The organism is Pseudomonas sp. R2-60-08W (assembly GCF_003852335.1).
Classification (GTDB): Bacteria; Pseudomonadota; Gammaproteobacteria; order Pseudomonadales; family Pseudomonadaceae; genus Aquipseudomonas.
The window spans coordinates 1314499-1340268 of record NZ_CP027731.1 but is presented as its reverse complement, the minus strand read 5'-3'; the positions used below and the strand labels follow the sequence as shown (position 1 = coordinate 1340268).

Sequence of the window (25770 nt, the reverse complement as noted above, 5' to 3'; positions counted from 1 at the left end):
CGGCGGGTCACTTTTGGAAAAGAGCCCCAAAAGTAACCAAAAGGGCTCTTGCCCCACCACTCGGCACCTCGCCTAGGCTCGGTGTGCCCGTAATCCGACATTGATTTGGAGGGCCGCCGCCACGCGCCATCCATGGCGCGGGGCGGCTAAACCGGCATCCCTGCCGGTTTACCCTCCAAATCAATGCCGAATTCCGGCCAGCGTGGTTTAACGGGGCGCTTAAGATCAAGATCAAGAGCGGCTCGCTTCGCATCGTGGTTACCGGAGGCTGCTGCAAAATTGTGTAGATACCTGTGCCCCGATGCAGTCTGTCTGTCAGTTTATCCTGAGCTGACACACCGCCATCGGGGGCAAGCCCCCTCCCACATTTGGCTTTGAGTCGGCCTAGAGTTATTCGATGCCGACCTGATTGCGCCCATTATTCTTTGCCATGTACAACCCCTTGTCCGCCGCCATGATCAACTGGCGGCAATCGGTGCCTTGCACCGGGGTCAGGGTCGACAAGCCAATGCTGATGGTCAGGCTCGAACCTTCCGCCGGCGCGATATGCGGGATGTTCAGCGCGGCCACTGCCATGCGCAGTTTTTCCGCGACCAGCCGCGCACCGCCCGGCGAGGTGTTGGGCAGCACCAGGGCGAACTCTTCACCGCCGTAGCGCGCCGGCAAGTCCGAAGGGCGGCTGCTGGCGTCGCGGATGGCTTCGGCGACTTTGCGCAGTGCTTCGTCGCCTTCGACGTGACCGAAGCTGTCGTTGTAGGTCTTGAAGAAGTCCACGTCGATCATCAACAAGGAGAGTTGGGTCTGGTCGCGCATGGCACGGCGCCATTCCAGTTCCAGGTATTCGTCGAAGTGACGGCGATTGGACAGCCCGGTCAAACCGTCGGAGTTCATCAGCCGTTGCAGCACCAGGTTGGTGTCCAGCAACTGTTGCTGGCTGACCCGCAGCGCGCGGTAAGCCGCGTCCCGCTGCAACAGGGTCATGTAAGAGCGCGAGTGATAACGGATGCGCGCCACCAGTTCGATATTGTCCGGCAGCTTGACCAGGTAATCGTTGGCGCCAGCCGCAAACGCTGCGCTCTTGATCAGCGGGTCCTCTTTGGTGGAGAGCACAATGATCGGGATATTCGCCGTGGCCGGGTGATTGCGGTATTCGCGCACCAGGGTCAGGCCGTCGAGGCCGGGCATGACCAGGTCTTGCAGAATCACCGTCGGCTTGATGCGAATCGCCTGGGAGATCGCCTGGTGCGGGTCGGCGCAAAAGTGGAAGTCGATGTTTTCTTCATGGGCCAGGCCGCGCCGCACGGCTTCGCCAATCATGGCCTGGTCGTCGACCAGCAGCACCATGGCGGCGTTTTCGTCGGTCTTGAAGTCGTCGAGCTGTAAATCAATCATGTGCAGTCACCTGAATTACTGCCTGCAAACCTGCACAGCGGGAGATGTTCGATCATTTTGCGAAGACCTCCAGCAGTCGGGGCGCAATTCTATCCAGTGGGCGAATTTCAACAGCGGCGTCAATCGCCGCTGCCGCTTTGGGCATGCCATACACCGCCGAACTGTGCTGGTCCTGGGCGATGGTCAAATATCCTTGTTCTCGCATCAACTTGAGGCCTTGGGCCCCGTCGCGCCCCATGCCGGTCAGCAGTACGCCGACGGCGTCACCGTTCCAATGGCTGGCGACACTTTCAAAAAACACGTCGATGGAAGGCCGGTAAATTTCGTTCACCGGCTCTGCGGTATAGGCTAGCGTGCCATTTTTCAACAAGCGAATATGGTGGTTGGTACCGGCCAGCAAGACCACCCCGCTTTGGGGCGGCTCCCCTTCACGGGCCAGGCGCACCGGCAGGCCGGACGCACTGCTCAACCACTCGGCCATTCCGGCGGCGAACACCTGATCCACATGCTGCACCAGCACGATCGCGGCAGAAAAGTCACGCGGCAACCCCTTGAGCAGCACTTCCAGGGCCGCCGGGCCACCTGCCGACGAACCAATGGCCACCAGGCTTTGGCGCTTGCCGGTGCTGCGCTGCGGCGCGGTTTCGGCGCGCACGCGGCTGCCGCGCTGGCCGATCAGCCAGCCAATATTGAGGATCTTGCGCAACAACGGCGCCGCCGCATCCTTGGGGTTGCCCACCCCCAGCGCTGGCGTGTCCACCACATCCAACGCGCCGTGGCCCATGGCTTCAAAGACCCGGCTGACATTGGCCTGGCGGTCCACGGTGACAATCACGATCGGGCATGGCGTGTCGGCCATGATCTGGCGGGTCGCTTCCACGCCGTCCATCACCGGCATGATCAAGTCCATCAGGATCAAATCCGGGATCACCTCAGCGCAACGCTGCACCGCCTCCAGGCCATTGCTGGCGACCCACACCACTTCATGGGCAGGCTCGAAACTCAAGGCGCGACGCAACGCCTCGACGGCCAACGGCATGTCATTGACGATTGCAATCCTCATGCCCGGGCGCCTCCAATCAATTCAACCACGGCATCGAGCAGGGCGTCGTCGTGGAAGCTGGCTTTGGCTAAATAATAGTCGGCGCCGGCGTCGAGGCCACGGCGTCGGTCTTCTTCACGATCCTTGTAGGAAACCACCATCACCGGCAACGATTGCAGGCGACTGTCACGGCGCAAGAGTGTGACCAATTCAATACCGTCCATGCGTGGCATATCAATATCTGTGATAAGCAGGTCGAAATCCTCGGAGCGCAATGCGTTCCAGCCATCCATGCCATCGACCGCGACGGCCACTTCATAACCGCGATTGAGTAATAACTTGCGTTGCAGCTCACGCACGGTCAGCGAGTCGTCCACCACCAGCACGCGCTTGCGCGGCGCTTCGCTGGCCTGCTGGCTGCGCCTTGCGATGCGCTCCAGGCGGCCGGTGTTGAGCAACTTGTCCACCGAACGCAGCATGTCTTCCACGTCGACGATCAAGACCACCGAGCCATCGTCGAGCAAGGCTCCAGCGGAAATATCCTGGACCTTGCCCAGGCGAGCATCCAACGGCAACACCACCAGGGTGCGCTCGCCGATGAAACGTTCCACGGCAATCCCATACACGGCATCGCGCTCGCGGATCACCACCACTTTCAAGGTTTCCGAAGGGGTCTGCCCCGGTGGACGCTGCAACAGCTGACTGGCGGCGACCAGGCCGACATGCCGGCCCTCGTGCCAGAAATGCTGGCGACCTTCCAGCTGCACAATGTCCTCGGGGGCCAGGTCGCACATGCGTTCGATGTGCGCCAGCGGGAAGGCATACGCCTCTTCGCCGACTTCCACCACCAGGCTGCGCACCACCGACAAGGTCAACGGCACCTCCAGATGAAAACGGCTGCCCTGCCCTGCCGCCTGCTCCAGCACCACCGCGCCGCGCAATTGACGCACCATATGCTGCACCGCATCCAGGCCAACGCCGCGACCGGAGACTTCGGTGACCTTATCGCGCAAGCTGAACCCCGGCAGGAACAGGAACGTCAGCAGTTCCTCCTCGCTCAGGCGCAGCGCGGTTTCCACGGGGGACAGGTGCCGGTCGACAATGGTGCCGCGCAGGCGCTCAAGGTCGACGCCGTTACCGTCATCGCTCAACTCCAGTACCAGCAGCCCGGCTTGATGCGACGCGCGCAGGCGAATCAAGCCTTCCGCCGGCTTGCCCGCCAGCAGCCGCTGCTCGGGCATTTCGATGCCGTGATCGACAGCATTGCGCAATAAATGCGTCAGGGGCGCCTCGAGCTTTTCCAGCACGTCGCGGTCGACCTGGGTTTTTTCCCCTTCGATCTCCAGGCGCACTTGCTTGCCCAGGCTGCGACCGAGGTCGCGCACCATGCGCGCCTGGCCGGCCAGCACATCGGCAAATGGGCGCATGCGACAGGCCAACGCAGTGTCGTAGAGCACCTGGGCCCGCTGGCCGGCCTGCCAGGCGTACTCGTCCAGCTCGGCATTTTTTTCCGCCAGCAGCGCCTGGGCTTCGCTCAACAAACGGCGGGTATCGGCCAGGGCTTCCTGGGCCTCGAGGTTCAAATCGACGACCTTGAGGTGACCGTCCAGGACATCCAGGGCGCGCAGGCTGTTGCTTTGAATGCGTTTGAGGCGCTGCAGGCTGGCGAGGTAAGGCTTGAGTCGCTGGGTTTCCACCAGCGACTTGCTGGACAGGTCCAGCAGGCTGTTCAAGCGCTCGGCCGTGACCCGCAGCACGCGCTCGCCGCCTTCGGTCATAGGTTTGCTCTGACGCGGCGGCTCGCTCGGCACGGCTGGCGCCGGCTCAGGTTCCGACGCTTCGATCACCGGCGCGGGCACCGGCGCAGGTTTCGGCGCGAGCATGGCGCTGGGTTGCGACGGGTCCAGCAAGCGCTCCATCAGCGCCACATAGGCTGCAATATCCGCAGGCCCGACGTCATTGCCCGGGGTGGCGATGCGCATCAGTAAATCCGTACCCTGCAGCAACGCGTCGATATGTTCGGGCTGCAGGTACAAGCGGCCTTCCTGGGCACTGACCAGACAATCCTCCATGACATGGGCCACGCTGACGCCAGCCTCCACACCGACAATCCGCGCCGCGCCTTTGAGCGAATGTGCGGCGCGCATGCAGGCCTCGAGCTGGTCGGCCTGGGTTGGGTTGCGCTCCAGGGCCAGCAAGCCTGCGCTGAGCACCTGGGTTTGCGCATCGGCTTCCAGGCTGAACAATTCCAACAGCGAGGCATCGCGCATCTGGTCGGGGGTCATGCGAGGCTCCGGGTCACGGCGGACAGCAATTGGGCTTCGTCCAGCCAGCGCAGGCTGCGACCTTTCCACTGCACGACACCCTGGGTAAAGCGCGCGCTGGCCTGGGTGCCGGAGGTCGACGCGGCGTTCAAGGTGCGCTCATCGATGGCATGGATGCCATCCACTTCGTCCACCGGTACGACCACCGGGCCATCCTGCGCGGCAATGATCAGCATGCGCGGCATGATGCGCCCGCCGGTAGCGCCGGTACTGCTGCTGTCCAGGCCGAGCAATTCCACCAGCGACAGGCAGGCCACCAATGCCCCGCGCACGTTGGCCACACCCAGCAAGGCCCGGGAACGCTGGTGAGGCAGCGAGTGGATCGGTTGCAACGGCGCCACTTCCACCAGGCAACGGGTGGCGATGCCCAGCCACTCTTCGCCGAGGCGGAACATCAGCAAGGAACGGGTGACCATCTGGTGATCGAGCTCGCCAGCCGCCTGCGCAGGCCGGTCGTCCTGCTGCAGCGCATAGCGGTCGAGCAGGCGCGTGGCGGCGGCGGAATACACCGAGCAGTTGCGACAATGGATGTGCTCTGCCAGCAAGGGGCAGGATTTATCGCCATGAATGCCGATGCGGTTCCAGCAGTCATCAATGGCTTGGGTGTCGGCCAGGGTCAGGTCCAGGCCTGCGGTGCCGAGCGCGTCAGGGCTACTCATCGTTTGGACTCACTGTCAGCTCGCTCGCTACGTGCGGCGCGCGCCTGCAAACGGCGCGCCCCCGCACTGTCGCCCTGGGACTCGAGCAACGCGGCCAGGTGCATCAAGGCCTGCGGATGCTGCGGTTCCAGGTACAAGGCTTTGCGGTAATAACTCTGCGCCTCCACGGCGCTGCCGGCGACATCGCTGAGCAGGCCCAGCCAGTAGAACACGGCGGCGGCCGGCGGATAGCTGTTCAAATAACGTTCGCAGGCAGCACGGGCCTCGGCACTTTTGCCTTGGTTGGCCAAGGTGGCGATCTGGTTGAGCATCTCGCCAGCCTCCGGGGGCGGCGCTTTGACCGGTACCGCCTGGGTGCCGGCCGTACTGAACGGGCGCGGCTTGAGCGCGATCGGCGCCGGACTGCGTTGCGACGCGGGCGCCAGCATCGGTACAAACACAGGGGCGGGTGCAGCCGGCTCCACATGCCGACTGAACGCAAACGACTGCGGCACGCCAATCGAGCGCATGCCATGGCGCCCCAGCAGGCCGCCTTCGGCCGGGCCGATAAACAGCACGCCGTCCACGTGGGTCAGTTCCTTGAGCACGTCGAAAACTTGCTTTTGGGTGGGCTGGTCGAAGTAGATCAGCAGGTTGCGACAGAACACAAAGTCGTAGGTGGGCTCGTTGGCCAGCAGGGCCGGGTCGAGCAAGTTGCCGACTTGCAGGCGTACTTGTTCGCGAACCCGGTCGGCAATGCGATAGGCACCGCCGTCTTCAGTGAAGTGACGGTCGCGAAACTCAAGGTCGCCGCCGCGAAACGAGTTCTTGCCGTACACGCCGCAGCGCGCACGCTCCACCGACAGCGGGCTGACGTCCATGCCCTGGACTTTGAATTGGTGCGGTGCCAGGCCCGCGTCAAGCAGGGCCATGGCGATCGAATAGGGTTCTTCTCCAGTGGAGCATGGCAGGCTGAGAATGCGCAAAGCGCGCATCTGCTTGATTTCGGCCAACCGTGCGTGGGCCAGGCGGGCCAGGGTTGCAAAGGACTCGGGGTAGCGGAAGAACCAGGTTTCGGGGACGATCACCGCTTCGATCAGCGCCTGCTGCTCATCATGGGAGCTGTGCAGGAGTTGCCAGTACGCTTCTGCCGTCTGCGCCTGGGACAACTGGCAACGCTGGCGCACCGCGCGCTCGATAATCGCCTCACCCACCGAGGCGACGTCCAGGCCTATGCGTTCTTTAAGGAAGGCCCAGAAGCGCGGGTCACTGCTCATAGGCTCAACTCGCTGGAAAACAGCAAGGCGCGCACGTCATCGGTCAACAGCTCGGCGACGCCAATCCATTGCATCAAGCCCAGCGCATCTTCGCGCACCGGCCCCAGGTAAGGCGCCTGGCGGTTATCCAGGCCATAGGGCTGGAATTCGGCGGGGTCGCAACGCAAGGTGTCGGTAGCCTGCTCCAGAATCAGCCCCAGCCAACGCGCTTCGCTCCAGGGCTGTGGCTGATAATTGACCAGCACCAGCCGCGTGCTGGTACGCGCTTGGGCCGCAACGCCGAACGTCAAGGCGCTCAGGTCGATGACCGGCACCAGCGCGCCGCGATGGGCAAAGATGCCCGCCACCCACACCGGTGCATGAGCGATGGGTTTGAGCGGCAGGCGCGGCAGCACCTCGACCACTTCCGTCGCCTTGAGGGCAAAGCGTTCACTGCCGATGTGGAACACCAGGAACAACGCCTTTTTCGCTGCCGGGACGGCGCCGCGTTTAGCCGCGAGGTCGCTCATCAGACTTTGAAACGCGACACGCCGCTGCGCAGACCGACCGCAACCTGGCTCAGTTCATCGATGGCAAAACTGGCCTGGCGCAGGGACTCGACGGTCTGGCTGCTGGCATCGCCCAGTTGCACCAGCGCGTGGTTGATCTGCTCGGCACCGGTGGCCTGGGCCTGCATGCCTTCATTGACCATCAGCACTCGCGGCGCGAGGGCCTGCACTTGATGGATGATTTGCGACAATTGCTCACCCACCTGCTGCACTTCGAACATGCCTCGGCGCACCTCTTCGGAGAACTTGTCCATGCCCATCACGCCGGCCGATACGGCCGACTGGATCTCACGCACCATCTGCTCGATGTCGTACGTCGCGACGGCGGTCTGGTCGGCCAGGCGGCGCACTTCGGTGGCGACCACCGCAAAACCGCGCCCGTACTCACCGGCTTTCTCGGCCTCGATGGCGGCATTGAGGGACAGCAGGTTGGTCTGGTCCGCCACTTTGACGATGGTCACTACCACTTGGTTGATGTTGCCGGCCTTTTCATTGAGGATCGCCAGCTTGGCATTGACCAAGTCGGCGGCGCCCATCACCGAGTGCATGGTTTCTTCCATGCGCGCCAGGCCCTGCTGACCGGAACCGGCGGCGACCGAGGCCTGGTCGGCGGCGGTGGACACTTCGATCATGGTGCGCACCAGGTCCTTGGAGGTCGCGGCGATTTCACGGGAAGTGGCGCCGATTTCAGTGGTGGTGGCGGCGGTTTCGGTGGCGGTCGCCTGTTGCTGCTTGGAGGTGGCGGCGATCTCGGTCACCGAGGTCGTGACCTGCACCGACGAGCGCTGTGCCTGGGAAACCAGAGCGGTCAGTTCGGTCATCATGTCGTTGAAGCCGGTTTCAACCACGTTGAACTCGTCCTTGCGCTCCAGGTTCAGGCGCTTGCTCAGGTCGCCGGTGCGCATGGTTTCGAGGATATCGACGATGCGCTGCATCGGCGCCATGATTGCGCGCATCAGCAGCAGGCCACACAGCGCGGCGGCAAGAATCGCCAGCAGCAGCGAGACGCCCATGCTGATTTTCGCGGCCTCGACGGCACTGTCGATGGCGTCGGTGGCGTCGTCGGCGACCTGTTTATTCGCGAGGATGATGTCATTGAGTTTCATGCGGCCGGCGACCCAGGCGGGCGTCAGTTGTTCGTTGAACAGCTTGAGTGCCTCGGCGCCGTTGTTGTTCTGCTGCGCCTCGAGCACCTTGGCGAGGGTCTGGTTGTAGCTCTGGTGGAATTTTTCGAAGGCATCGAACTCGTTGCGGTCCCGAGTGAAGTTGATCGTTTTCGCGTAATCGGCCATGTACTTCTCAAGGCGCGCCTCGAAAGATTTGTAATCCTGCTTGTCGTCCTCGGAAATGCCCTGGTTCTTGTGGATCCCCACCAACTCCTGGGTTTGCAGGTAGCTGTCGACCCAGGCGCTGCGAATCATCGAGCTTAAAAACACGCCAGGCACGGCGTCGTCCCGGACCAGGGTTTCGCTGGATTCGATTTTCAGCAGCCGCGAATACGAGAGCACGACCATCAGCAGCATGATCGCAATGATTACCGCAAAGCTCGCCAAAATCCGTTGGCGCAGGGTCCAGTTCTTCACAGTAATTCCTCGCAGGGCCATTCAAATGGAGGGGAGTATAGCTGAGCGAAGGCGTCTACTAATCAATGGTTTTCGGGGGTTTGAGCAGCAGTGCCGGTATTGGGCTGCGCCATTGCGGCGACTCAGCCAGACTCGATTTAAATGTGGGAGAGGCTTGCCCCCTCCACACTTAAATGGATGCACGGCGCTGCTTATGTGTTGAGGCGTACCTGTTTCTCCAGCTCTGCCTTCAAACCCGGCTCAAGTTTGAGTTGGCGCGCCAGTTCGTCCAGGTAGGCCTTCTCCATGAAATTTTCCTCGTCCACCAGCATCACGCTGGCGATGTACATCTCGGCGGCCATCTCCGGCGTGCTGGCGGCGCGGGCGACGTCGGCCGGGTCGAGGGGTTTGTTCAGCTCCGCGTGCAGCCAGGTTTGCAGCTCGCGGTCGTTGTCGAGTTTGGTGAACTCGCCTTCGATCAACGCGCGTTCACGCTCATCCACGTGGCCGTCGGCCTTGGCGGCGGCAACCAGCGCCTTGAGAATGCCCTGACTGTGCTGCTCGACCTGGGCCGGCGGCAGGCGGTCGATGGTTTGCGGCTCACCCTGGGGCGCGCTGGCCTGCTGCGCCTGCCAATTGCCATAGGCTTTGTAGGCGATGACCCCCAAGGCGGCCAGGCCTCCGTAGGTCAGGGCCTTGCCGCCGAACTTGCGGGCTTTTTTGTTGCCCAGCAGCAAGCCCATGGCGCCGGCCGCCAGTGCGCCACCGCCGGCACCACCGAGCAAACTGCCGAGCCCGCCGCCGCCAAGCAGCCCACCGAGGGCGCCTTTGTCGGCTGACGGGCGCTGGCCGCCAGCCTTGTTCTGCAACATGTCCTGACCAGACTTGAGCAACTGATCGAGCAATCCACGGGTATTCATGCGTAGCCTCCAGACACTTGGGTTCGTAGGACCAATAGGCCCCCAGCGTAAAACTAAGTGCAAAAAAGCCCCGATCTAGAGTGCTTCCAGATGTAACGCTCATCCTGATATCAGAAATGTCTTGTTGCACAGCGGCGCCATCATCCCGCCATCAATGATTTTTGCTTCAGCATCGAACCGCTTAAGCTATCCGGCGTCTGTTTATTGTCCGTTGCGTTTGGCCGAAGGCATGTCCGAACCGTTATTTCTGATCCGTTACGTGCCAGGAACGGCGCGGGATTCGCTCACGACAGGTTGTCTCTATGCACCGCAGGAATTTGCTCAAAGCGTCCATGGCCATTGCGGCCTACACCGGTTTGTCGGCCAGTGGCCTGTTGGCCGCGCAGGCCTGGGCCGGCAACCGTGCCGCCGATGGCAAGGCCGTGGCATTCGATTTTGAAACGCTCAAAGCCCAGGCCAAGCAGCTCGCTGGCAGCGCGTATAAAGATACTCGGCAGGTGCTGCCGCCCACCTTGGCGACCATGACCCCACAGAATTTCAACGCCATCGGCTATGACGCCAACCATTCGTTGTGGAAGGAACTGAAGGGGCAACTGGACGTGCAGTTTTTCCACGTCGGCATGGGTTTCAAGACGCCGGTGCGCATGCACAGCGTCGACCCCAACACCCGCGAGGCCCGCGAAGTGCATTTCCGCCCTTCGCTGTTCAACTATGAAAAAACCACGGTCGACACTAAACAGCTGACCGGCGATCTGGGTTTCTCCGGCTTCAAGCTGTTCAAGGCGCCGGAGCTGGACCGGCATGACGTGCTGTCGTTCCTCGGGGCCAGCTACTTCCGTGCCGTGGACTCCACCGGCCAGTACGGCCTGTCGGCGCGCGGACTGGCCATTGACACCTACGCGAAAAAACGTGAGGAATTCCCTGACTTCACGCAGTTCTGGTTCGAAATCCCGGACAAGAACGCCACCCGCTTCGTGGTCTACGCCCTGCTCGATTCGCCCAGCGCTACCGGCGCCTATCGCTTCGATATCGACTGCCAGGCCAATCAAGTGGTGATGGCCATCGACGCACATATCAATGCGCGCACCGCCATCGAACAGCTGGGGATTGCGCCAATGACCAGCATGTTCAGTTGCGGCACACACGAACGGCGGATGTGCGACACCATCCACCCGCAAATTCACGACTCGGACCGACTGGCCATGTGGCGCGGCAACGGCGAGTGGATCTGCCGCCCGCTGAACAACCCGGCCAAGCTGCAATTCAACGCATTCGCCGACACTAATCCCAAAGGTTTTGGCCTGGTCCAAACCGACCACGAATTCGCCAGTTACCAGGACACGGTGGACTGGTACAGCAAGCGCCCCAGCCTGTGGGTGGAACCCACCACCGCTTGGGGTGAGGGCTCGATCGACCTGCTGGAAATCCCGACCACCGGCGAAACCCTCGATAACATCGTGGCCTTCTGGACCCCGAAAAAGCCGGTGGCGGCCGGTGATTCGCTCAACTACGGCTACAAACTCTACTGGAGCGCCCTGCCGCCGGTGAGCACACCGCTGGCCCAGGTCGACGCGACCCGTTCAGGCATGGGGGGATTCACCGAAGGTTGGGCCCCGGGCGAGCATTACCCTGAGGTGTGGGCACGCCGCTTTGCCGTGGACTTCAAGGGCGGCGGCCTGGACCGTTTGCCACCCGGCACGGGCATCGAGCCGGTGGTCACCTGCTCTCACGGCGAGGTGAAAGATTTCAGCGTGCTGGTGCTCGATAACATCAAGGGCTATCGCATTCTGTTCGACTGGTACCCCACCAGCGACAGCGTGGAGCCGGTAGAGCTGCGCTTGTTTATCCGCACCCAGGACCGCACCTTGAGTGAAACCTGGCTGTATCAGTACTTCCCGCCCGCGCCGGACAAGCGCAAATACACCTGAACCATCTGTGGCGAGGGAGCTTGCTCCCGCTGGGCCGCGAAGCGGCCCCAAACGATGGGACTGCTGCGCAGTCCAGCGGGAGCAAGCTCCCTCGCCACAGGTACCGTGTTCGCCATGCCTGAAGGGCATCGTGGCGAGCCCGTTTCGTCATTCAGAACCGCGACACAGTTTTCATCGCCCCAATCAGATAGCGCATCGCTACCTGGTCGTTCTCGGTCAGGGTGCGATAATGCGCCAGCAATTCAACTTCATCCGAACTCAATCTGCGGCCACGCAAGGACAGCCTGCGGGTCAGAAAAGACATCACCACACCCGCTACACCATAGGACTTGGCCATGGACTGCTTCTCCTGATATCGATCCAATACTCCTGCCTTAAGCTTAGAAAGAATCCAGTTACGTGTGGGATTTTTTTAGAGTATTAACTTAAATAATTAGATCGGTAATAAATACCTACAGTCGATTCCCATGCGTTCGTTGCTTGATCCGCCTTCTTCCTATAAGCGAGCAAAAAAAAGCCCACCGGATCAGGGTGGGCTCTGTAGGCATACGCTAAGGATCAATCCCTGAGATCGGACTCATGAATCGGCTGGTCGCGGTGCGTCGCGCGCTGATATTGCGCAGGCCAGGTCGCCTTGCGCCCTCCCAGGTCGTCGTCGGCATGCAGCGGCCAGTACGGGTCGCGCAACAATTCGCGGGCGAGGAAGATGAGGTCGGCCTGGCAGGTGCGCAGGATGTGCTCGGCCTGGGCCGGTTCGGTGATCATGCCCACCGTGCCGGTGGCGATACCCGACTCTTTGCGCACACGTTCGGCAAAGCGCGTCTGGTAGCCGGGGCCGGTAGGGATTTCGGCATTGGCGGCGGTGCCACCGGAGGACACGTCGATCAAGTCCACGCCCAGGTCTTTCAGGCGGCGCGCCAGTTCGACGGTTTCATCGGGGTTCCAGCCGTCCTCCACCCAATCGGTGGCCGACACGCGCACGAACAGCGGCAAGTCCTGGGGCCACACGTCGCGCACCGCGCGGGTGACCTCAAGGACCAGGCGGATGCGGTTTTCGAACGAGCCGCCGTACTGGTCCTGACGCTGGTTGCTGATGGGCGACAGGAACTGATGCAGCAGGTAACCGTGGGCGGCATGGATCTCTACCACTTCGAAGCCGGCAGTCAAGGCACGCTTGGCGGCGGCGACAAAATCGGCGATCACCTGTTGGATCTGCCCTTCGTCCAGCGGCGTGGGTTGCGTATGCTGGGGGTCGAATGCGATGGGCGATGGGCCGACCGGCACCCAGCCACCGTCTGCTGGCTTGACGCTGCCATGCTTGCCAATCCAGGGCCGATACGTGCTGGCCTTGCGCCCGGCGTGCGCCAACTGAATACCCGCCACCGCGCCTTGGGCCGCAATGAAGCGCGTAATACGTTGCAGGGGTTCGATCTGTTCGTCTTTCCACAGGCCCAGGTCCTGGGCGGTGATGCGGCCATCGGCGGTCACGGCGGTGGCTTCGGTAAAAATCAGCCCGGCGCCACCGACGGCGCGGCTGCCCAGGTGCACCAGGTGCCAGTCGTTGGCCAGGCCATCCTCACTTGAGTATTGGCACATCGGTGAGACCGCGATGCGGTTCAACAGGGTGAGTTGTCGCAGGGTATAGGGTTCGAGCAGCTGACTCATGGCGCACCTCTTCGGGTTCTGTGGGCAAGCTCCAAGGCTCTCTTTCATGGTGCTTAGAGCCTAGTCGACAACGACGGATCGCACAGGGTTCAGAGGTAAACGGTTCAGGAGTAAACCGGGAGCCGATTGCCGGCTCCCGCCCCGCCCTGCAGCGCCTTACATTTCGACCTGGGTGCCCAGTTCGATCACCCGGTTGACCGGGAGTTTGAAGAAGCGCAGGTTGCCGTTGGCATTCTTCAGCATGAACGCGAACAGCGCCTCGCGCCAACGCGCCATGCCCTTGATGCGCGAGGCGATCACGGTTTCACGGCTGAGGAAGTAGGTGGTGCGCATCGGGCTGAAATCCAGTTCGTCCAAATGGCACAGCTTCAGCGCCTCGGGCACATCCGGCTCATCGGTAAAGCCGAAGTGCAGGATCACCCGGAAGAACCCTTCGCCATAGGCGTCCACTTCGAAACGCCGCGTCGCAGGCACACGCGGGATGTCTTCGTAGACCACGGTCAGCAGCACCACCTGCTCGTGCAGCACCTGGTTATGCAGCAGGTTGTGCAACAGCGCGTGGGGCACGGCGTCGGGCCGAGCCGTGAGGAACACCGCCGTGCCCTGCACGCGATGGGGCGGCTGCACGCGGATACTGCTGATGAATATCGGCAGCGGCAGGCCGCCTTCGTCGAGGCGCTCGACGAGTAATTGCTTGCCGCGCTTCCAGGTGGTCATCAGCACGAACAGCACGATCCCGGCCAATACCGGGAAGGCGCCGCCCTGGATGATCTTCGGCACGTTGGCGGCAAAGTACAGCCCGTCCACCAACAGGCAGCAGAGCAACACCGGCACGGCCAGCACCGGTGGCCATTTCCACAGCAGCAGCATCACCGCAGACACCAGGATCGTGGTCATCAGCATGGTGCCAGTCACCGCTACGCCATAGGCCGACGCCAGCGCACCGGAAGACTCGAAGCCCAGTACCAGCAGGATCACGCCGACCATCAGCGACCAGTTCACCGCGCCGATATAGATCTGGCCCTGTTCGGCACTGGAGGTATGTTGAATGTGCATGCGCGGGATATAGCCCAACTGGATCGCCTGGCGCGTCAGCGAGAACGCACCGGAAATCACCGCCTGGGATGCAATCACCGTGGCCAGGGTCGACAGCACCACCAGCGGGACCAGCGCCCAGCTCGGCGCCAGCAAGTAGAACGGGTTGCGGGCCGCTTCCGGATCGCCCAGCAGCATGGCGCCCTGGCCGAAATAGTTGAGCACCAGCGCCGGCAGCACCAGGATGAACCAGGCGCGGGCGATGGGTTTGCGGCCGAAGTGGCCCATGTCGGCATACAGCGCTTCCGCCCCGGTCAGGGCCAGCACCACTGCGCCGAGGATGGCCACGCCAATTCCGGGGTGCGCCTCGAAGAAGCGCACGGCCCACATCGGGTTCATGGCACTGAGCACCTCAGGGTGCAGGGTGATGCCATACACGCCGAGGCCGCCAAGCACCAGAAACCAGGTCACCATCACCGGGCCGAACAGCTTGCCGATGCGGTCTGTGCCGTGTTTCTGGATCAGGAACAGCGCCACCAGTACCACCAGCGCGATAGGGACTACCCACCGTTCCAGGCCATCGAAAGCCAGTTCCAGGCCCTCGACGGCCGACAACACCGAAATCGCCGGGGTGATCATGCTATCGCCGTAGAAAAGCGCTGCGCCGCACAAGCCGCACACCACCAGGAAGCTGCGCAACTTCCTGCGCTCCCCCGCCGCCCGGCGTGCCAGGGCGGTCAGTGCCATGATGCCGCCTTCGCCCTGGTTATCGGCGCGCAGCACAAACAGCATGTACTTGATCGACACGACCCAGATCAGCGACCAGAAGATCAGCGCCAGGATCCCCAATACGCCGTCATGGTTGACCTGCACCCCATAACCGCCGTTGAACACCTCTTTAAGGGTGTAGAGCGGGCTGGTGCCGATATCGCCGTACACCACCCCGACCGCTGCCACCAGCATGCCAATCGGCTTGGCGTTTGAATGCTCGGCACCCGCTGCCTGACTACTTGCCTGACCCATCAACCACTCCTGCCCTTTGACCTGAGGTCTTTTATAAACAACGTGCCCAAACGGCCCCTAGCATGCGCTGTTTTACTTCACGTAACAGACGTTTTGTTGACCTTAGGATTTTACCTACGCGCAACGGCGCGAAGCATAGCGCAGCACTCGTCGCATTTCCCCGCATAAAGCTGGTCAAGTGCGTGGCCCGCCGTGTCGTGCCCGGCTGGCGGCGTCATTCAATACCGAGGTTAGACATATCCAACGCCATCGCAAAAGCCAACCCCAAGGTCGGCTTTGGATCCCTGGGTTGCCCCTAAGATCTTTACTCTACACCTTGATCTTTAGTAATAACCCCTTAAAGGCAAGGCCATAGGCGGTTAGCAAAAATGAGATAGAATGAAGGCTGACGGAGGAATAAAGCGTGAACAAAGCAGCTCAGCAAAAAAACATACCCGAATTACGTACGGCAAAATGGTGTCCGTGACCATTCGTGGCCGGAAAAACGGAAGCTTCAAGGCTCTCCTTTCAAGCGCGGACGATGTGGTTGAGCGGCATGTCACGAAAAGCCTCTCGAGCAGCGTGTTGAGTCAAAAAGACCTAACGCATCGTCCAATGCGTGCGCCCCATCTCTCGGGCCTTGAACGCGATCTGGAAGAACTGAAGAAGGTTGTTGCGGCACTGGCCGTGCGCTCTGTTGCGCATGAAGAGAAGGCTGCTGATTTTGATGTCGAGGGCATAACCGTGCTTGACGCCAACACAGCGTACCAACTGCTAGATAATCCCCCTGAGCCCACTGACACACTTCGCAACCTGCTTGCCTTGCGCTAAGGGCTGTTAATGGACTTCATCACCGTCGACTTCGACAAGTCGATTGATCGTTCTGCATTTGATTGCGGGGCGCACCCAGCCTTGAACACGTACATTGCCCAGCACGCAGGGCAAGACCAAAAGCGAAACGTCTCCCGCACATTCATGTACGTCGAAGATGGGACGCTGCTGGGCTATTACACCCTAGCGAATGCCTCTGTAGCCCTTGAAGCGCTAAGCGATGACCAAAAAAAGAAAATGCCTCGGTATCCTATGCCGGCAGTGCTTTTGAGTCGTCTGGCGATCGACAAGGGTGCTCAAAGCAAGGGGCTCGGCCAGAGATTGATGTCTGACTTCTTCCGTCGCGTGTACACGGTTTCCAAGCAGTCTGGTGTAGCTTTTGTGATCGTCGATGCAAAAGACCAAGATGCTGCGGATTACTACCAACGTAAGTTAGGGTTTGTGCCATCCACGAATAGCCCCCTTCGCTTGGTACTTTCTACCGCAACCTTCATCCAGATGTTAGATGCACGAAACTAACCTCCCGCAGACATAGCTCGTACCTGGTCATCCACAGGGCAGCAGTGTGCACACTTGTGCAAACCGGTGAACCTGAAAGACTTGGCCATAGCCCACGTAAACCATGGCCTTCCTTCTCCCAAGCCATCTACCAAGCTTTGACTTAGAGCGCCTTTGCGCAGAACGACGCTGCCATGTCTTGGTAACCAGCGACCAGGCTGTAGAAGAACGGCGCTTTTACGCCGACATAAAGTTGATCCAGGACGCGAAAGCGCAATCCGGTGTGCTGCCTGATCTCGACCAGAACGGCGCGCAGGTAAAGCGCAGCACTCGTCGCATTTCCCTGCATAAAGCTGGTCAAGTGCGTGGCCCGCCGCTAGAATTGCGCACTTTTTGATCAGAGGCGTCACAAACGCCCGTGTACCGCCGTGTCGTGCCCGACTGGCGGCGTCATTCAATACCGAGGTTAGACATGTCCACCACCATCGCAAAAGCCAACCCCAAGGTCGGCTTTGTATCCCTGGGTTGCCCGAAGGCTCTGGTTGACTCCGAGCGCATCCTCACGCAACTGCGTATGGAAGGCTATGACGTCGTGTCCACTTACCAGGACGCCGACGTGGTGGTGGTCAACACCTGCGGCTTTATCGACTCGGCCAAGGCTGAATCCCTGGAAGTGATCGGCGAAGCCATCAAGGAAAACGGCAAGGTCATCGTGACCGGCTGCATGGGCGTGGAAGAAGGCAATATCCGCAACGTCCACCCAAGCGTGCTTGCCGTGACCGGCCCGCAGCAATACGAGCAGGTGGTCAACGCCGTACACGCCGTGGTGCCGCCGCGCCAGGACCACAACCCGCTGATCGACCTGGTGCCGCCGCAAGGCATCAAGCTGACCCCGCGTCACTACGCTTACCTGAAGATTTCCGAAGGCTGCAACCACAGCTGCAGCTTCTGCATCATTCCGTCGATGCGCGGCAAGCTGGTCAGTCGTCCGGTCGGCGATGTGCTGGACGAAGCCCAGCGCCTGGTCAAATCCGGCGTGAAAGAGCTGTTGGTGATTTCCCAGGACACCAGCGCCTATGGCGTCGACGTCAAATACCGCACCGGTTTCTGGAATGGCGCGCCGGTAAAAACTCGCATGACCGAACTCTGCGAAGCCTTGAGCAGCCTGGGCGTGTGGGTGCGCCTGCATTACGTTTACCCGTACCCGCACGTTGACGAGCTGATCCCATTGATGGCCGCCGGCAAGATCCTGCCGTACCTGGACATCCCGTTCCAGCACGCGAGCCCCAAGGTGCTCAAGGCCATGAAACGCCCGGCCTTCGAAGACAAGACCCTGGCGCGCATCAAGAACTGGCGCGAAATCTGCCCGGACCTGATCATTCGCTCGACCTTTATCGTCGGTTTTCCCGGCGAAACCGAGGAAGACTTCCAGTACCTGCTGGACTGGCTGACCGAAGCCCAGCTGGACCGCGTCGGCTGCTTCCAGTACTCGCCGGTTGAAGGCGCCCCGGCCAACCTGCTGGACCTGGCCGTGGTGCCGGACGACGTCAAGCAAGACCGTTGGGAGCGCTTCATGGCGCACCAGCAGGCGATCAGCTCGGCGCGCCTGCAACTGCGCATCGGCAAGCAAATCGAAGTGCTGATCGACGAAGTCGACGAGCAAGGCGCGGTTGGCCGTTGCTTCTTCGATGCGCCGGAAATCGACGGTAACGTGTTTATCGACGATGCCAGCGGCCTGAAACCAGGCGATAAGGTGTGGTGCACGGTGACTGACGCCGACGAGTACGACTTGTGGGCTGAAAAGCGCGATTGATTGTAAAAAAATGAAAAAGCCCCGCTCCTGAACAGGATGCGGGGCTTTTTTACGTCTATCGTTTTGCCCATCACTCCCCATAAGGCAAAGGGTCGCGGGCATGCGTCAGCATTCGGTCATCCACACACCTAACACCTGCGACTACCCAGAGTTGACACGCATTTGGGAGGCTTCGGTGCGGGCTACCCACGACTTCTTGCCGGACAGCTACATCCTGCGCCTGAAAAATCAGGTGCTGACTCGCTATCTGGACGCCGTGATGCTGATCTGCACCAAGGACGCGCGCCAACGCATCACCGGGTTCGCCGGAGTGGCTTCGGGCAAGGTCGAAATGCTGTTTATCGACCCATCCTTTCGAGGCCAGGGCCTGGGCCGGCAATTGCTGCGCTATGCGATCGAGTGCATGAATGCCGATGAGTTGGACGTGAACGAGCAGAATCCGCAAGCGCTGGGGTTCTACTTCAAGCAAGGCTTTGAAGTGATCGGACGCACGGAACACGACGGCCTGGGCCAGCCTTATCCGTTGCTGCATATGCGCCTGCGCCAGCAACAGCACTTAGGCAGTGGCTGACCCACCTGTTGATCGGGCTTTATCAATAAAGCACCGCGCTGAAATGGGGCCGGGATTAACCGGCCCCACACAGGTACAATAGCCGCCCCCTTTTGTTACGGCCCTTGTCATGACTGACCCCATACGCCTCTCCAAACGCCTTATCGAACTGGTCGGTTGCTCCCGTCGGGAGGCTGAGCTGTTTATCGAAGGCGGCTGGGTCTCGGTGGACGGTGAAGTGATCGACGAACCGCAGTTCAAGGTCACCACCCAAAAGGTCGAGCTGGACCCGCAAGCCAAAGCCACCGTGCCTGAGCCGGTGACCATCCTGCTGCACGCTCCGGCGGGCATGGACGCCGAGACGGCCATGGCGTCGATCAGCGCCGAGACGCTGTCGGAAGAGCACCGCTTCAGCAAGCGCCCGCTCAAGGGTCACTTCCTGCGCCTGACCGCCAGTGCCGACCTGCAAGCCAAGGCCAGCGGCCTGCTGGTGTTCACCCAGGATTGGAAGATTCTGCGCAAGTTGACCGCCGATGCCGCCAAGATCGAGCAGGAATACGTGGTGGAAGTCGAGGGCGACATGGCCGCCCACGGCCTCAACCGCCTGAACCACGGCCTGACCTACAAAGGCAAGGAGCTGCCGGCCGTGAAAGCCAGCTGGCAGAACGAGAACCGCCTGCGGTTTGCGCTGAAAAACCCGCAGCCGGGGGTGATCGCGCTGTTCTGCGAAGCCGTTGGCTTGAAAGTCGTCGCCATCCGTCGCATTCGCATCGGTGGCGTCTCCATTGGCAAGGTGCCCGTGGGCCAATGGCGTTACCTGTCCGGCAAAGAGAAGTTCTAAGCCGGTGCCCTTTTCCCGACACTGCCTGACTGGGCAGTGTCTACCCCGTTGAAAACCAGGATTGCCCACCATGATTCACAACGACGTACTGCGCAGCGTGCGCTACATGCTCGACATCAGCGACAACAAGATGGTCGAGATCATCAAGCTCGGCGGCATGGACGTAACCAAGGAAGACGTGCTGACTTACCTCAAGAAAGATGAGGAAGAAGGCTTCGTGTTCTGCCCGGATGAGGTGATGGCGCATTTCCTCGATGGCTTGGTCATGTTCAAGCGCGGCAAGGACGAAAGCCGTCCGCCGCAGCCGATCGAAACCCCGGTGACCAACAACATCATCCTGAAAAAACTGCGCGTGGCCTTCGAATTGAAGGAAGACGACATGCATGCCATCCTCAAGGCTGCCGAGTTCCCGGTGTCCAAGCCGGAGCTGAGCGCGCTGTTCCGCAAGTTCGGTCACACCAACTACCGCACCTGTGGTGACCAGTTGCTGCGCAACTTCCTCAAGGGGCTGACGCTGCGGGTTCGCGCGTAAGCCATGAGTTATCAGGTCGCGCCCGTCGGCTTCGTACGCTCCTGCTTCAAGGAGAAGTTCGCTATCCCGCGCCAGCCGCAACTGGCGCCGGCCGCCCGTGGTGTGCTGGAGCTGGTGGCGCCGTTCGATGGCGGCGAAGCCGTGCAGGGCCTGGAACAGGTCAGCCATGTGTGGCTGCTGTTTCTGTTCCACCAGGCGCTGGAAGACAAGCCACGCCTTAAAGTGCGCCCGCCACGCCTGGGCGGCAACACCGCCATGGGCGTATTCGCCACCCGCGCGACCCATCGGCCCAATGGCATCGGCCAGTCGGTGGTAAAGCTGGACAAGGTAGAACCGGGGCGCCTGTGGATTTCCGGGATCGATTTGCTCGATGGCACGCCGGTGCTGGATATCAAGCCGTATGTGCCCTATGCCGACAGCGTTGAGACCGCCACCAACGGCATCGCCAGCGGTGCGCCGCAACTGATTGGCGTGCAGTGGCTCAAGACTGCACTGCAACAGGCCCAGGGCCATGCGCAGCGTCTTGGGGAGCCGTTGGTGGAGTTGATCGATCAGTGCCTGGCGCAGGACCCGCGTCCTGCCTACCAGACGCCCGGGCCTGAACGTGAATACGGCGTGCAGTTCTGGGATGTGGATGTGCGTTGGCACTATCCCGAGGCGGGGCTGATTTGTGTGCTGGAAGTGGTGCCGGCCAAATAAACCGGAAACAAATGTGGGAGGGGGCAAGCCCCCTCCCACATTTTTTGATCGCGTTTTATTTTTCGACGAACGCACGCTCGATCAGATAATCACCCGGCTCACGCATGCGCGGCGAAACTTTCAGACCGAAGCTGTTCAGCACTTCGCTGGTCTCGTCCAACATGCTTGGGCTACCGCACAGCATGGCGCGGTCGTCTTCGGGGTTGATCGGTGGCAGGCCGATGTCGCTGAACAGCTTGCCGCTGCGCATCAGGTCGGTCAGGCGGCCTTCGTTTTCGAACGGCTCGCGGGTCACAGTCGGGTAGTAGATCAACTTGTCACGCAGGGCCTCGCCGAAGAATTCGTTCTGCGGCAAGTGCTCGGTGATGAATTCGCGGTAGGCGACTTCGTTGACGTAACGCACGCCGTGGCACAGGATCACTTTTTCGAAACGCTCGTAGGTCTCCGGGTCCTGGATCACGCTCATGAATGGCGCGAGGCCCGTGCCGGTGCTGAGCAGGTACAGGTGTTTACCCGGCTTCAAATCGTCAAGCACCAGGGTGCCTGTCGGTTTTTTGCTGATGATGATCTCGTCGCCTTCCTTCAAATGCTGCAACTGGGAGGTCAGCGGGCCATCCGGCACCTTGATGCTGAAGAATTCCAGATGCTCTTCCCAGTTCGGGCTGGCAATGGAGTAGGCGCGCATGAGCGGGCGGCCGTTGGGCTGTTGCAGGCCGATCATCACGAACTGACCGTTCTCGAAGCGCAGACCCGGATCGCGGGTGCACTTGAAGCTGAACAGAGTGTCGTTCCAGTGATGAACACTGAGGACACGCTCGTGGTTCATGTTGCTCATGTACGGGGGACTCCTGGAAATGGGCCTGCGCCACAGGTGAAGTGCGCAATTGCACAGCATTCTAATGGCGGCGACAATATCTGTTAACTGGATTATTAAGATAAGGGTTATCGGTTATATCGATATGCGATTCACTCTCCGTCAACTGCAAGTCTTCGTCGCCGTCGCCCAGCAGGAAAGCGTCTCCCGCGCTGCTGGCCTTCTGGCCTTATCCCAATCCGCCGCCAGCACGTCGATTACCGAGCTGGAGCGTCAATCCAGCTGCCAATTATTCGACCGCGCCGGCAAACGCCTGAGCCTCAATGCGCTCGGGCATCAATTGCTGCCTCAAGCGGTGGCCCTGCTGGACCAGGCCAAGGAGATCGAGGACCTGCTCAACGGCAAGTCCGGCTTTGGCTCACTGGCCGTGGGCGCCACCCTGACCATCGGCAATTACCTGGCCACCCTGCTGATCGGCAGCTTCATGCAGCAGCACCCCGAGAGTCAGGTGAAACTGCATGTGCAAAACACTGCACATATCGTGCATCAGGTGGCGCATTACGAAATTGACCTGGGTCTGATTGAAGGCGATTGCAGCCATCCGGACATCGAAGTGCAGACCTGGGTGGAGGATGAACTGGTGGTGTTCTGCGCGCCCCAGCATCACTTGGCCAAGCGTGGCATGGCCAGCATGGATGAGCTGACCCATGAGGCGTGGATCCTGCGGGAACAAGGCTCAGGCACGCGCCTGACATTTGATCAGGCTATGCGCCATCACCGCAGCGTACTGAATATCCGCCTGGAGCTGGAACACACCGAGGCGATCAAACGAGCAGTGGAGTCGGGTTTGGGGATTGGTTGCATTTCGCGACTGGCACTGCGCGATGCGTTCCGGCGTGGCAGCCTGGTGCCGGTAGAAACCCCGGACCTGGACCTGGCCCGGCAGTTCTACTTTATCTGGCATAAGCAGAAGTACCAGACCTCGGCGATGCGCGAGTTCCTGGAACTGTGCCGCGCTTTTACCGCCGGGGTTCAGCGCAGCGACGAAATCGTATTGCCGAGCATCGCCTGATCGTTAGATCAGAATGACCGCCCACACCAGCGTGATCATGGTCAAGGCCACGAATTGCGCGGCGCTGCCCATGTCCTTGGCGTTTTTCGACAGCGGGTGGCGGTCCAGCGAAATGCGGTCGATCGCCGCCTCCACCGCCGAGTTGAGCAATTCGACGATCAGCGCCAGCAGGCACACGGCAATCAGCAACGCCCGTTCGACGCGGCTGACCTGCAGGAAAAAACTCAACGGAATCAGGATGACGTTCAGCAGTACCAACTGGCGGAACGCCGCCTCGCCGGTGAAAGCCGCGCGCAGGCCATCCAGGGAATAGCCCCCTGCGTTGAAGATACGTTTGATACCGGTTTGACCCTTGAAAGGCGACATAGATGTAGGCAACTGAACCAAAGAAGTGGGGAAGCTAGATCACGCAAAGTCAAAAAAGCGTGAACCGGTTGTAACTTAATGCTGCGAAATTGACTCAAGTTGTTGCAAGAGCAACGCCGCCTGGGTGCGCGTTCGCACCCCCAACTTACGGAAAATCGCCGTGACGTGGGCCTTGATGGTCGCTTCCGACACGCTCAGCTCGTAGGCAATCTGCTTGTTCAACAAACCCTCGCAGACCATGGTCAACACCCGGAACTGCTGGGGCGTCAAACTCGCCAAGCCATCACGGGCCGCCTTGGCTTCCTCGGACACGTTGATTTCTTCAAACGCTTGCGGTGGCCAGGACACATCGCCGTCCAGTACGGCACGCACAGCCTTTTGGATATCTTCCATCGCGCTGGACTTGGGAATGAAGCCGCTGGCACCGAACTCCTTGGAGCGCACCACCACATCGGCGTCTTCCTGGGCCGAGACCATCACCACGGGAATCTGCGGATATTGCCCGCGCAGCAGCACCAATCCCGAAAAACCATAGGCGCCGGGCATGTTCAGGTCGAGCAGCACCAGGTCCCAGTCGGATTTTTCAGTCAGGCGGGCTTCCAGCTCGGCAATGCTGGCGACTTCGACCAGGCGCACGTCCGGGCCAAGGCCCAGGGTTACGGCCTGATGCAGCGCACTGCGAAACAGCGGGTGGTCATCGGCTATCAGGATTTCGTATGTGGCCATTGATTAAATGATCCTGTTTTTAGGGGAGCCCTGATGGGTTCAGGGTCCGCCAGTACACAAGCAACAGCCAGGCAGCCATCGCCACGGGGCACGCTCAACGTCAAAAACATGCGAAACAACGTTGAAAAAACCAAGCTAGCGCCCCAATCGGCGCCCAGCATGCCCAGCGCAGCCTGGGGGGTCAAGCGCTACGCCCATGGGGATTTTAGCGGGTTACGCGATTAAGGTGCCATCATGCGAACGTCGAGGGGTCAGGCCGCCTGGATATAAGGCGCCAAACGCGTGTGGACACTGTCCGTCGCGTCCAGAGGCAACTGAAACTTGGCGGCCAGATAATGCGTACTGAATACATCGAGGTAGGCGTCCAGGACTTCGCTGGCGAGCTGATCATCGGCCAACTCCAGACACAGCGCGGCAACCTCGGCGGTGCAGAAATGATCATCACGCTTGGAGCGGCGCAACTTGTAGCGTGATAGCTGCTCCGGCGCCAGGCTCAGCACAGGCAAATGCTCCAGATAGGGGCTCTTGCGAAACATCTTGCGCGCTTCGCTCCAAGTGCCGTCCAGCAGGATGAACAGTGGGCGCTTGCCCGCCTGGGTATTCACCGCGCTGACCACCCGCTCGGGCGCCACGAATTCGCCGGGGAACACGATGTAAGGCTGCCACTGCGGATCGGCCAGCAAGGTGAGCAGGCCCGGATCGACTTCGGTGCGCGACCAGGCGAACGCCGTGGTGTCGTCGATAACGTCGGCGATCAGCCAGCCGGTGTTACTGGGCTTCATCGGTTCGACGTCGTGCATCAACAGGCACATGGCAGCGTTGGCCTGAACCGTTGGTCGCCATGCGCACAGGCAATACTCGGGAATCACTCGGCAACCGGTGCACCGCTCGGCACGCGATCCCCGATTAAGGAAAGGCCTGACGGCTCGGGCCAGGCGCTCGGTACGCAAGCGGGAGACGGCGTGGCTCATCGGATGCGCCATACAGACGGGTAAATCGACACAGGGTCACTCAAGAGCAATTGAAGTGCGCGCAGTTTACCAGCGATACGCCTGGCTGTAGTGGCAAGCGCTCACCTATAATTGCGCGCCACTGAACGCACAGCGCAGTGGCTGGTCTATGCACCAGTAACCGAATCAGGAGAGTTTGATGCTGCGTTCCATGCTGCGCCTCGTTGCCCCATCCGTCGCTATTGCGCTGGCCTTGCCTGTGGGCGCCCATGCAGCCTCGCTGCTGGAGGCTCAAATGAACCGGAAGCTGCAAAGCGTCGCGACCGAAAGCAACAAGGACCTGCCCCGGGAAATTGATGAAAAAACCCTGGAAGTGGCCTACACCGTTGAAGGCACGCAACTGATCGATCATCTGAGCGTGCTGCCTGATCGTGCCGAACAGATGCGTGCCAATCCCAAGGCGGTGTATTTCCAACTGGGCCGCAGTGTCTGCACCAACCCAGGCTACCGCGAGCTGATGGCGAAGGGCGCGGTGATGCGCTACGAAATCACCGAGAACAAGACCAACCGTCCTGTAGCCTCGGTAAAGTTCGCCGAAGCCGACTGCCCGGCTCCGACCAAGAAGAAAAAGTAACCCTGGCTTGCCTTTCGCGCGTGGCCGCCTGGCGACGCGCACTCCCCGCCTCAACGACTAACGCCATGACGAGTGACCAATAAGCGGTTGCCAGCCAAGGGTTTTTCGGCC

26 protein-coding genes and 1 pseudogene are annotated in these 25770 nt (G+C 60.9%); 11 read left to right on the top strand and 16 right to left on the bottom strand.

Features of this window, described 5'->3' with window-relative positions; genetic code table 11:
• Nucleotides 1-390: 390 nt before the first annotated feature.
• From C4J90_RS05990 to C4J90_RS05955, 8 genes are all read right to left on the bottom strand, one after another.
• Nucleotides 391-1392, bottom strand: a complete 1002-nt coding sequence (locus tag C4J90_RS05990) for a PleD family two-component system response regulator (protein WP_124361572.1) — start codon at nt 1390-1392, stop codon at nt 391-393.
• Nucleotides 1393-1444: 52 nt separating this feature from the next.
• Nucleotides 1445-2455 carry a chemotaxis response regulator protein-glutamate methylesterase gene (locus tag C4J90_RS05985; protein ID WP_124419413.1) on the bottom strand — a complete coding sequence of 337 codons (1011 nt, stop codon included), beginning with the start codon at nt 2453-2455 and terminating at the stop codon, nt 1445-1447.
• Nucleotides 2452-4719: a hybrid sensor histidine kinase/response regulator gene (locus C4J90_RS05980; protein WP_124419412.1), complete on the bottom strand. Its 2268-nt coding sequence runs from the start codon at nt 4717-4719 to the stop codon at nt 2452-2454. The genes C4J90_RS05985 and C4J90_RS05980 overlap by 4 nt, the downstream gene beginning before the upstream one ends.
• Entirely contained in the window at nt 4716-5417 is a 702-nt protein-coding gene (locus C4J90_RS05975; protein WP_124361569.1) for a chemotaxis protein CheW, read from the bottom strand. The genes C4J90_RS05980 and C4J90_RS05975 overlap by 4 nt, the downstream gene beginning before the upstream one ends.
• Complete coding sequence (locus C4J90_RS05970; protein ID WP_124419411.1) at nt 5414-6673, bottom strand: protein-glutamate O-methyltransferase CheR; 1260 nt, start codon at nt 6671-6673, stop codon at nt 5414-5416. The genes C4J90_RS05975 and C4J90_RS05970 overlap by 4 nt, the downstream gene beginning before the upstream one ends.
• Complete coding sequence (locus tag C4J90_RS05965; RefSeq protein WP_124361567.1) at nt 6670-7182, bottom strand: chemotaxis protein CheW; 513 nt, start codon at nt 7180-7182, stop codon at nt 6670-6672. The genes C4J90_RS05970 and C4J90_RS05965 overlap by 4 nt, the downstream gene beginning before the upstream one ends.
• The gene (locus C4J90_RS05960) at nt 7182-8804 is read right to left on the bottom strand and encodes a methyl-accepting chemotaxis protein (RefSeq protein WP_124419410.1); all 1623 of its coding nucleotides are present in this window, start codon (nt 8802-8804) and stop codon (nt 7182-7184) included. Before C4J90_RS05960 ends, C4J90_RS05965 begins: the two co-directional genes overlap by 1 nt.
• A gap of 191 nt (nt 8805-8995) precedes the next feature.
• On the bottom strand, nt 8996-9703 hold the full coding sequence (locus C4J90_RS05955; protein ID WP_124361565.1) for a tellurite resistance TerB family protein: 708 nt from the start codon (nt 9701-9703) through the stop codon (nt 8996-8998).
• 302 nt (nt 9704-10005) lie between these two features.
• Here C4J90_RS05955 and C4J90_RS05950 point away from each other — a divergent pair, with 302 nt between their 5' ends.
• Nucleotides 10006-11631: a glucan biosynthesis protein D gene (locus C4J90_RS05950; protein WP_124419409.1), complete on the top strand. Its 1626-nt coding sequence runs from the start codon at nt 10006-10008 to the stop codon at nt 11629-11631.
• Nucleotides 11632-11636: 5 nt separating this feature from the next.
• Nucleotides 11637-11732: pseudogene (locus C4J90_RS27355) on the top strand (N-acetyltransferase); the annotation flags it as partial.
• 50 nt (nt 11733-11782) lie between these two features.
• On the opposite strand, the gene C4J90_RS05945 reads toward C4J90_RS27355, so the two are convergent.
• The 3 genes from C4J90_RS05945 to C4J90_RS05935 form a co-directional block, all read right to left on the bottom strand.
• Nucleotides 11783-11968 carry a hypothetical protein gene (locus tag C4J90_RS05945; protein ID WP_124361563.1) on the bottom strand — a complete coding sequence of 62 codons (186 nt, stop codon included), beginning with the start codon at nt 11966-11968 and terminating at the stop codon, nt 11783-11785.
• Between the two features lie 221 nt (nt 11969-12189).
• Complete coding sequence (locus C4J90_RS05940; protein ID WP_124361562.1) at nt 12190-13296, bottom strand: NADH:flavin oxidoreductase/NADH oxidase; 1107 nt, start codon at nt 13294-13296, stop codon at nt 12190-12192.
• Nucleotides 13297-13452: 156 nt separating this feature from the next.
• Nucleotides 13453-15354 (bottom strand): potassium transporter Kup, encoded by a 1902-nt coding sequence (locus C4J90_RS05935; protein ID WP_124361561.1) that lies wholly within the window; start codon nt 15352-15354, stop codon nt 13453-13455.
• Between the two features lie 378 nt (nt 15355-15732).
• On the opposite strand from C4J90_RS05935, the gene C4J90_RS05930 reads away from it, so the two are divergent.
• Nucleotides 15733-16164, top strand: coding sequence for a hypothetical protein (locus tag C4J90_RS05930; RefSeq protein ID WP_124419408.1), 432 nt, complete (start codon nt 15733-15735; stop codon nt 16162-16164).
• Nucleotides 16165-16173: 9 nt separating this feature from the next.
• Nucleotides 16174-16683, top strand: a complete 510-nt coding sequence (locus C4J90_RS05925) for a GNAT family N-acetyltransferase (protein ID WP_124361559.1) — start codon at nt 16174-16176, stop codon at nt 16681-16683.
• Between the two features lie 142 nt (nt 16684-16825).
• Here C4J90_RS05925 and C4J90_RS05920 read toward each other — a convergent pair whose 3' ends face one another.
• Nucleotides 16826-17023 carry a hypothetical protein gene (locus C4J90_RS05920; protein WP_124419407.1) on the bottom strand — a complete coding sequence of 66 codons (198 nt, stop codon included), beginning with the start codon at nt 17021-17023 and terminating at the stop codon, nt 16826-16828.
• 111 nt (nt 17024-17134) lie between these two features.
• Here C4J90_RS05920 and rimO point away from each other — a divergent pair, with 111 nt between their 5' ends.
• The 5 genes from rimO to tsaA all read left to right on the top strand — a co-directional run bounded on the left by rimO (nt 17135) and on the right by tsaA (nt 21097).
• Nucleotides 17135-18475 carry a 30S ribosomal protein S12 methylthiotransferase RimO gene (gene rimO, locus C4J90_RS05915; protein WP_124419406.1) on the top strand — a complete coding sequence of 447 codons (1341 nt, stop codon included), beginning with the start codon at nt 17135-17137 and terminating at the stop codon, nt 18473-18475.
• Between the two features lie 100 nt (nt 18476-18575).
• Nucleotides 18576-19046: a GNAT family N-acetyltransferase gene (locus tag C4J90_RS05910; protein WP_124419405.1), complete on the top strand. Its 471-nt coding sequence runs from the start codon at nt 18576-18578 to the stop codon at nt 19044-19046.
• Nucleotides 19047-19155: 109 nt separating this feature from the next.
• Entirely contained in the window at nt 19156-19866 is a 711-nt protein-coding gene (locus tag C4J90_RS05905; protein WP_124361555.1) for an rRNA pseudouridine synthase, read from the top strand.
• A gap of 70 nt (nt 19867-19936) precedes the next feature.
• A complete protein-coding gene (locus tag C4J90_RS05900; protein ID WP_124361554.1) occupies nt 19937-20398 on the top strand; it encodes a DUF1456 family protein in 462 nt (153 codons plus the stop codon).
• Between the two features lie 3 nt (nt 20399-20401).
• A complete protein-coding gene (tsaA, locus tag C4J90_RS05895) occupies nt 20402-21097 on the top strand; it encodes a tRNA (N6-threonylcarbamoyladenosine(37)-N6)-methyltransferase TrmO (protein WP_124361553.1) in 696 nt (231 codons plus the stop codon).
• A gap of 55 nt (nt 21098-21152) precedes the next feature.
• Here tsaA and fpr read toward each other — a convergent pair whose 3' ends face one another.
• A complete protein-coding gene (gene fpr / locus C4J90_RS05890) occupies nt 21153-21932 on the bottom strand; it encodes a ferredoxin-NADP reductase (protein WP_003189055.1) in 780 nt (259 codons plus the stop codon).
• 124 nt (nt 21933-22056) lie between these two features.
• Here fpr and C4J90_RS05885 point away from each other — a divergent pair, with 124 nt between their 5' ends.
• The gene (locus C4J90_RS05885; protein ID WP_164487590.1) at nt 22057-22983 is read left to right on the top strand and encodes a LysR family transcriptional regulator; all 927 of its coding nucleotides are present in this window, start codon (nt 22057-22059) and stop codon (nt 22981-22983) included.
• A gap of 3 nt (nt 22984-22986) precedes the next feature.
• On the opposite strand, the gene C4J90_RS05880 is transcribed toward C4J90_RS05885, so the two are convergent.
• From C4J90_RS05880 to C4J90_RS05870, 3 genes are all read right to left on the bottom strand, one after another.
• Entirely contained in the window at nt 22987-23349 is a 363-nt protein-coding gene (locus C4J90_RS05880; protein ID WP_003189051.1) for a diacylglycerol kinase, read from the bottom strand.
• A gap of 75 nt (nt 23350-23424) precedes the next feature.
• On the bottom strand, nt 23425-24075 hold the full coding sequence (gene erdR / locus C4J90_RS05875) for a response regulator transcription factor ErdR (protein ID WP_124361551.1): 651 nt from the start codon (nt 24073-24075) through the stop codon (nt 23425-23427).
• A 251-nt stretch (nt 24076-24326) separates the two neighbouring features.
• A complete protein-coding gene (locus C4J90_RS05870) occupies nt 24327-25046 on the bottom strand; it encodes a tRNA-uridine aminocarboxypropyltransferase (protein WP_124419404.1) in 720 nt (239 codons plus the stop codon).
• A gap of 178 nt (nt 25047-25224) precedes the next feature.
• On the opposite strand from C4J90_RS05870, the gene C4J90_RS05865 reads away from it, so the two are divergent.
• A complete protein-coding gene (locus tag C4J90_RS05865) occupies nt 25225-25659 on the top strand; it encodes a PA3611 family quorum-sensing-regulated virulence factor (RefSeq protein WP_124366038.1) in 435 nt (144 codons plus the stop codon).
• The last annotated feature ends 111 nt before the right edge of the window (nt 25660-25770 follow it).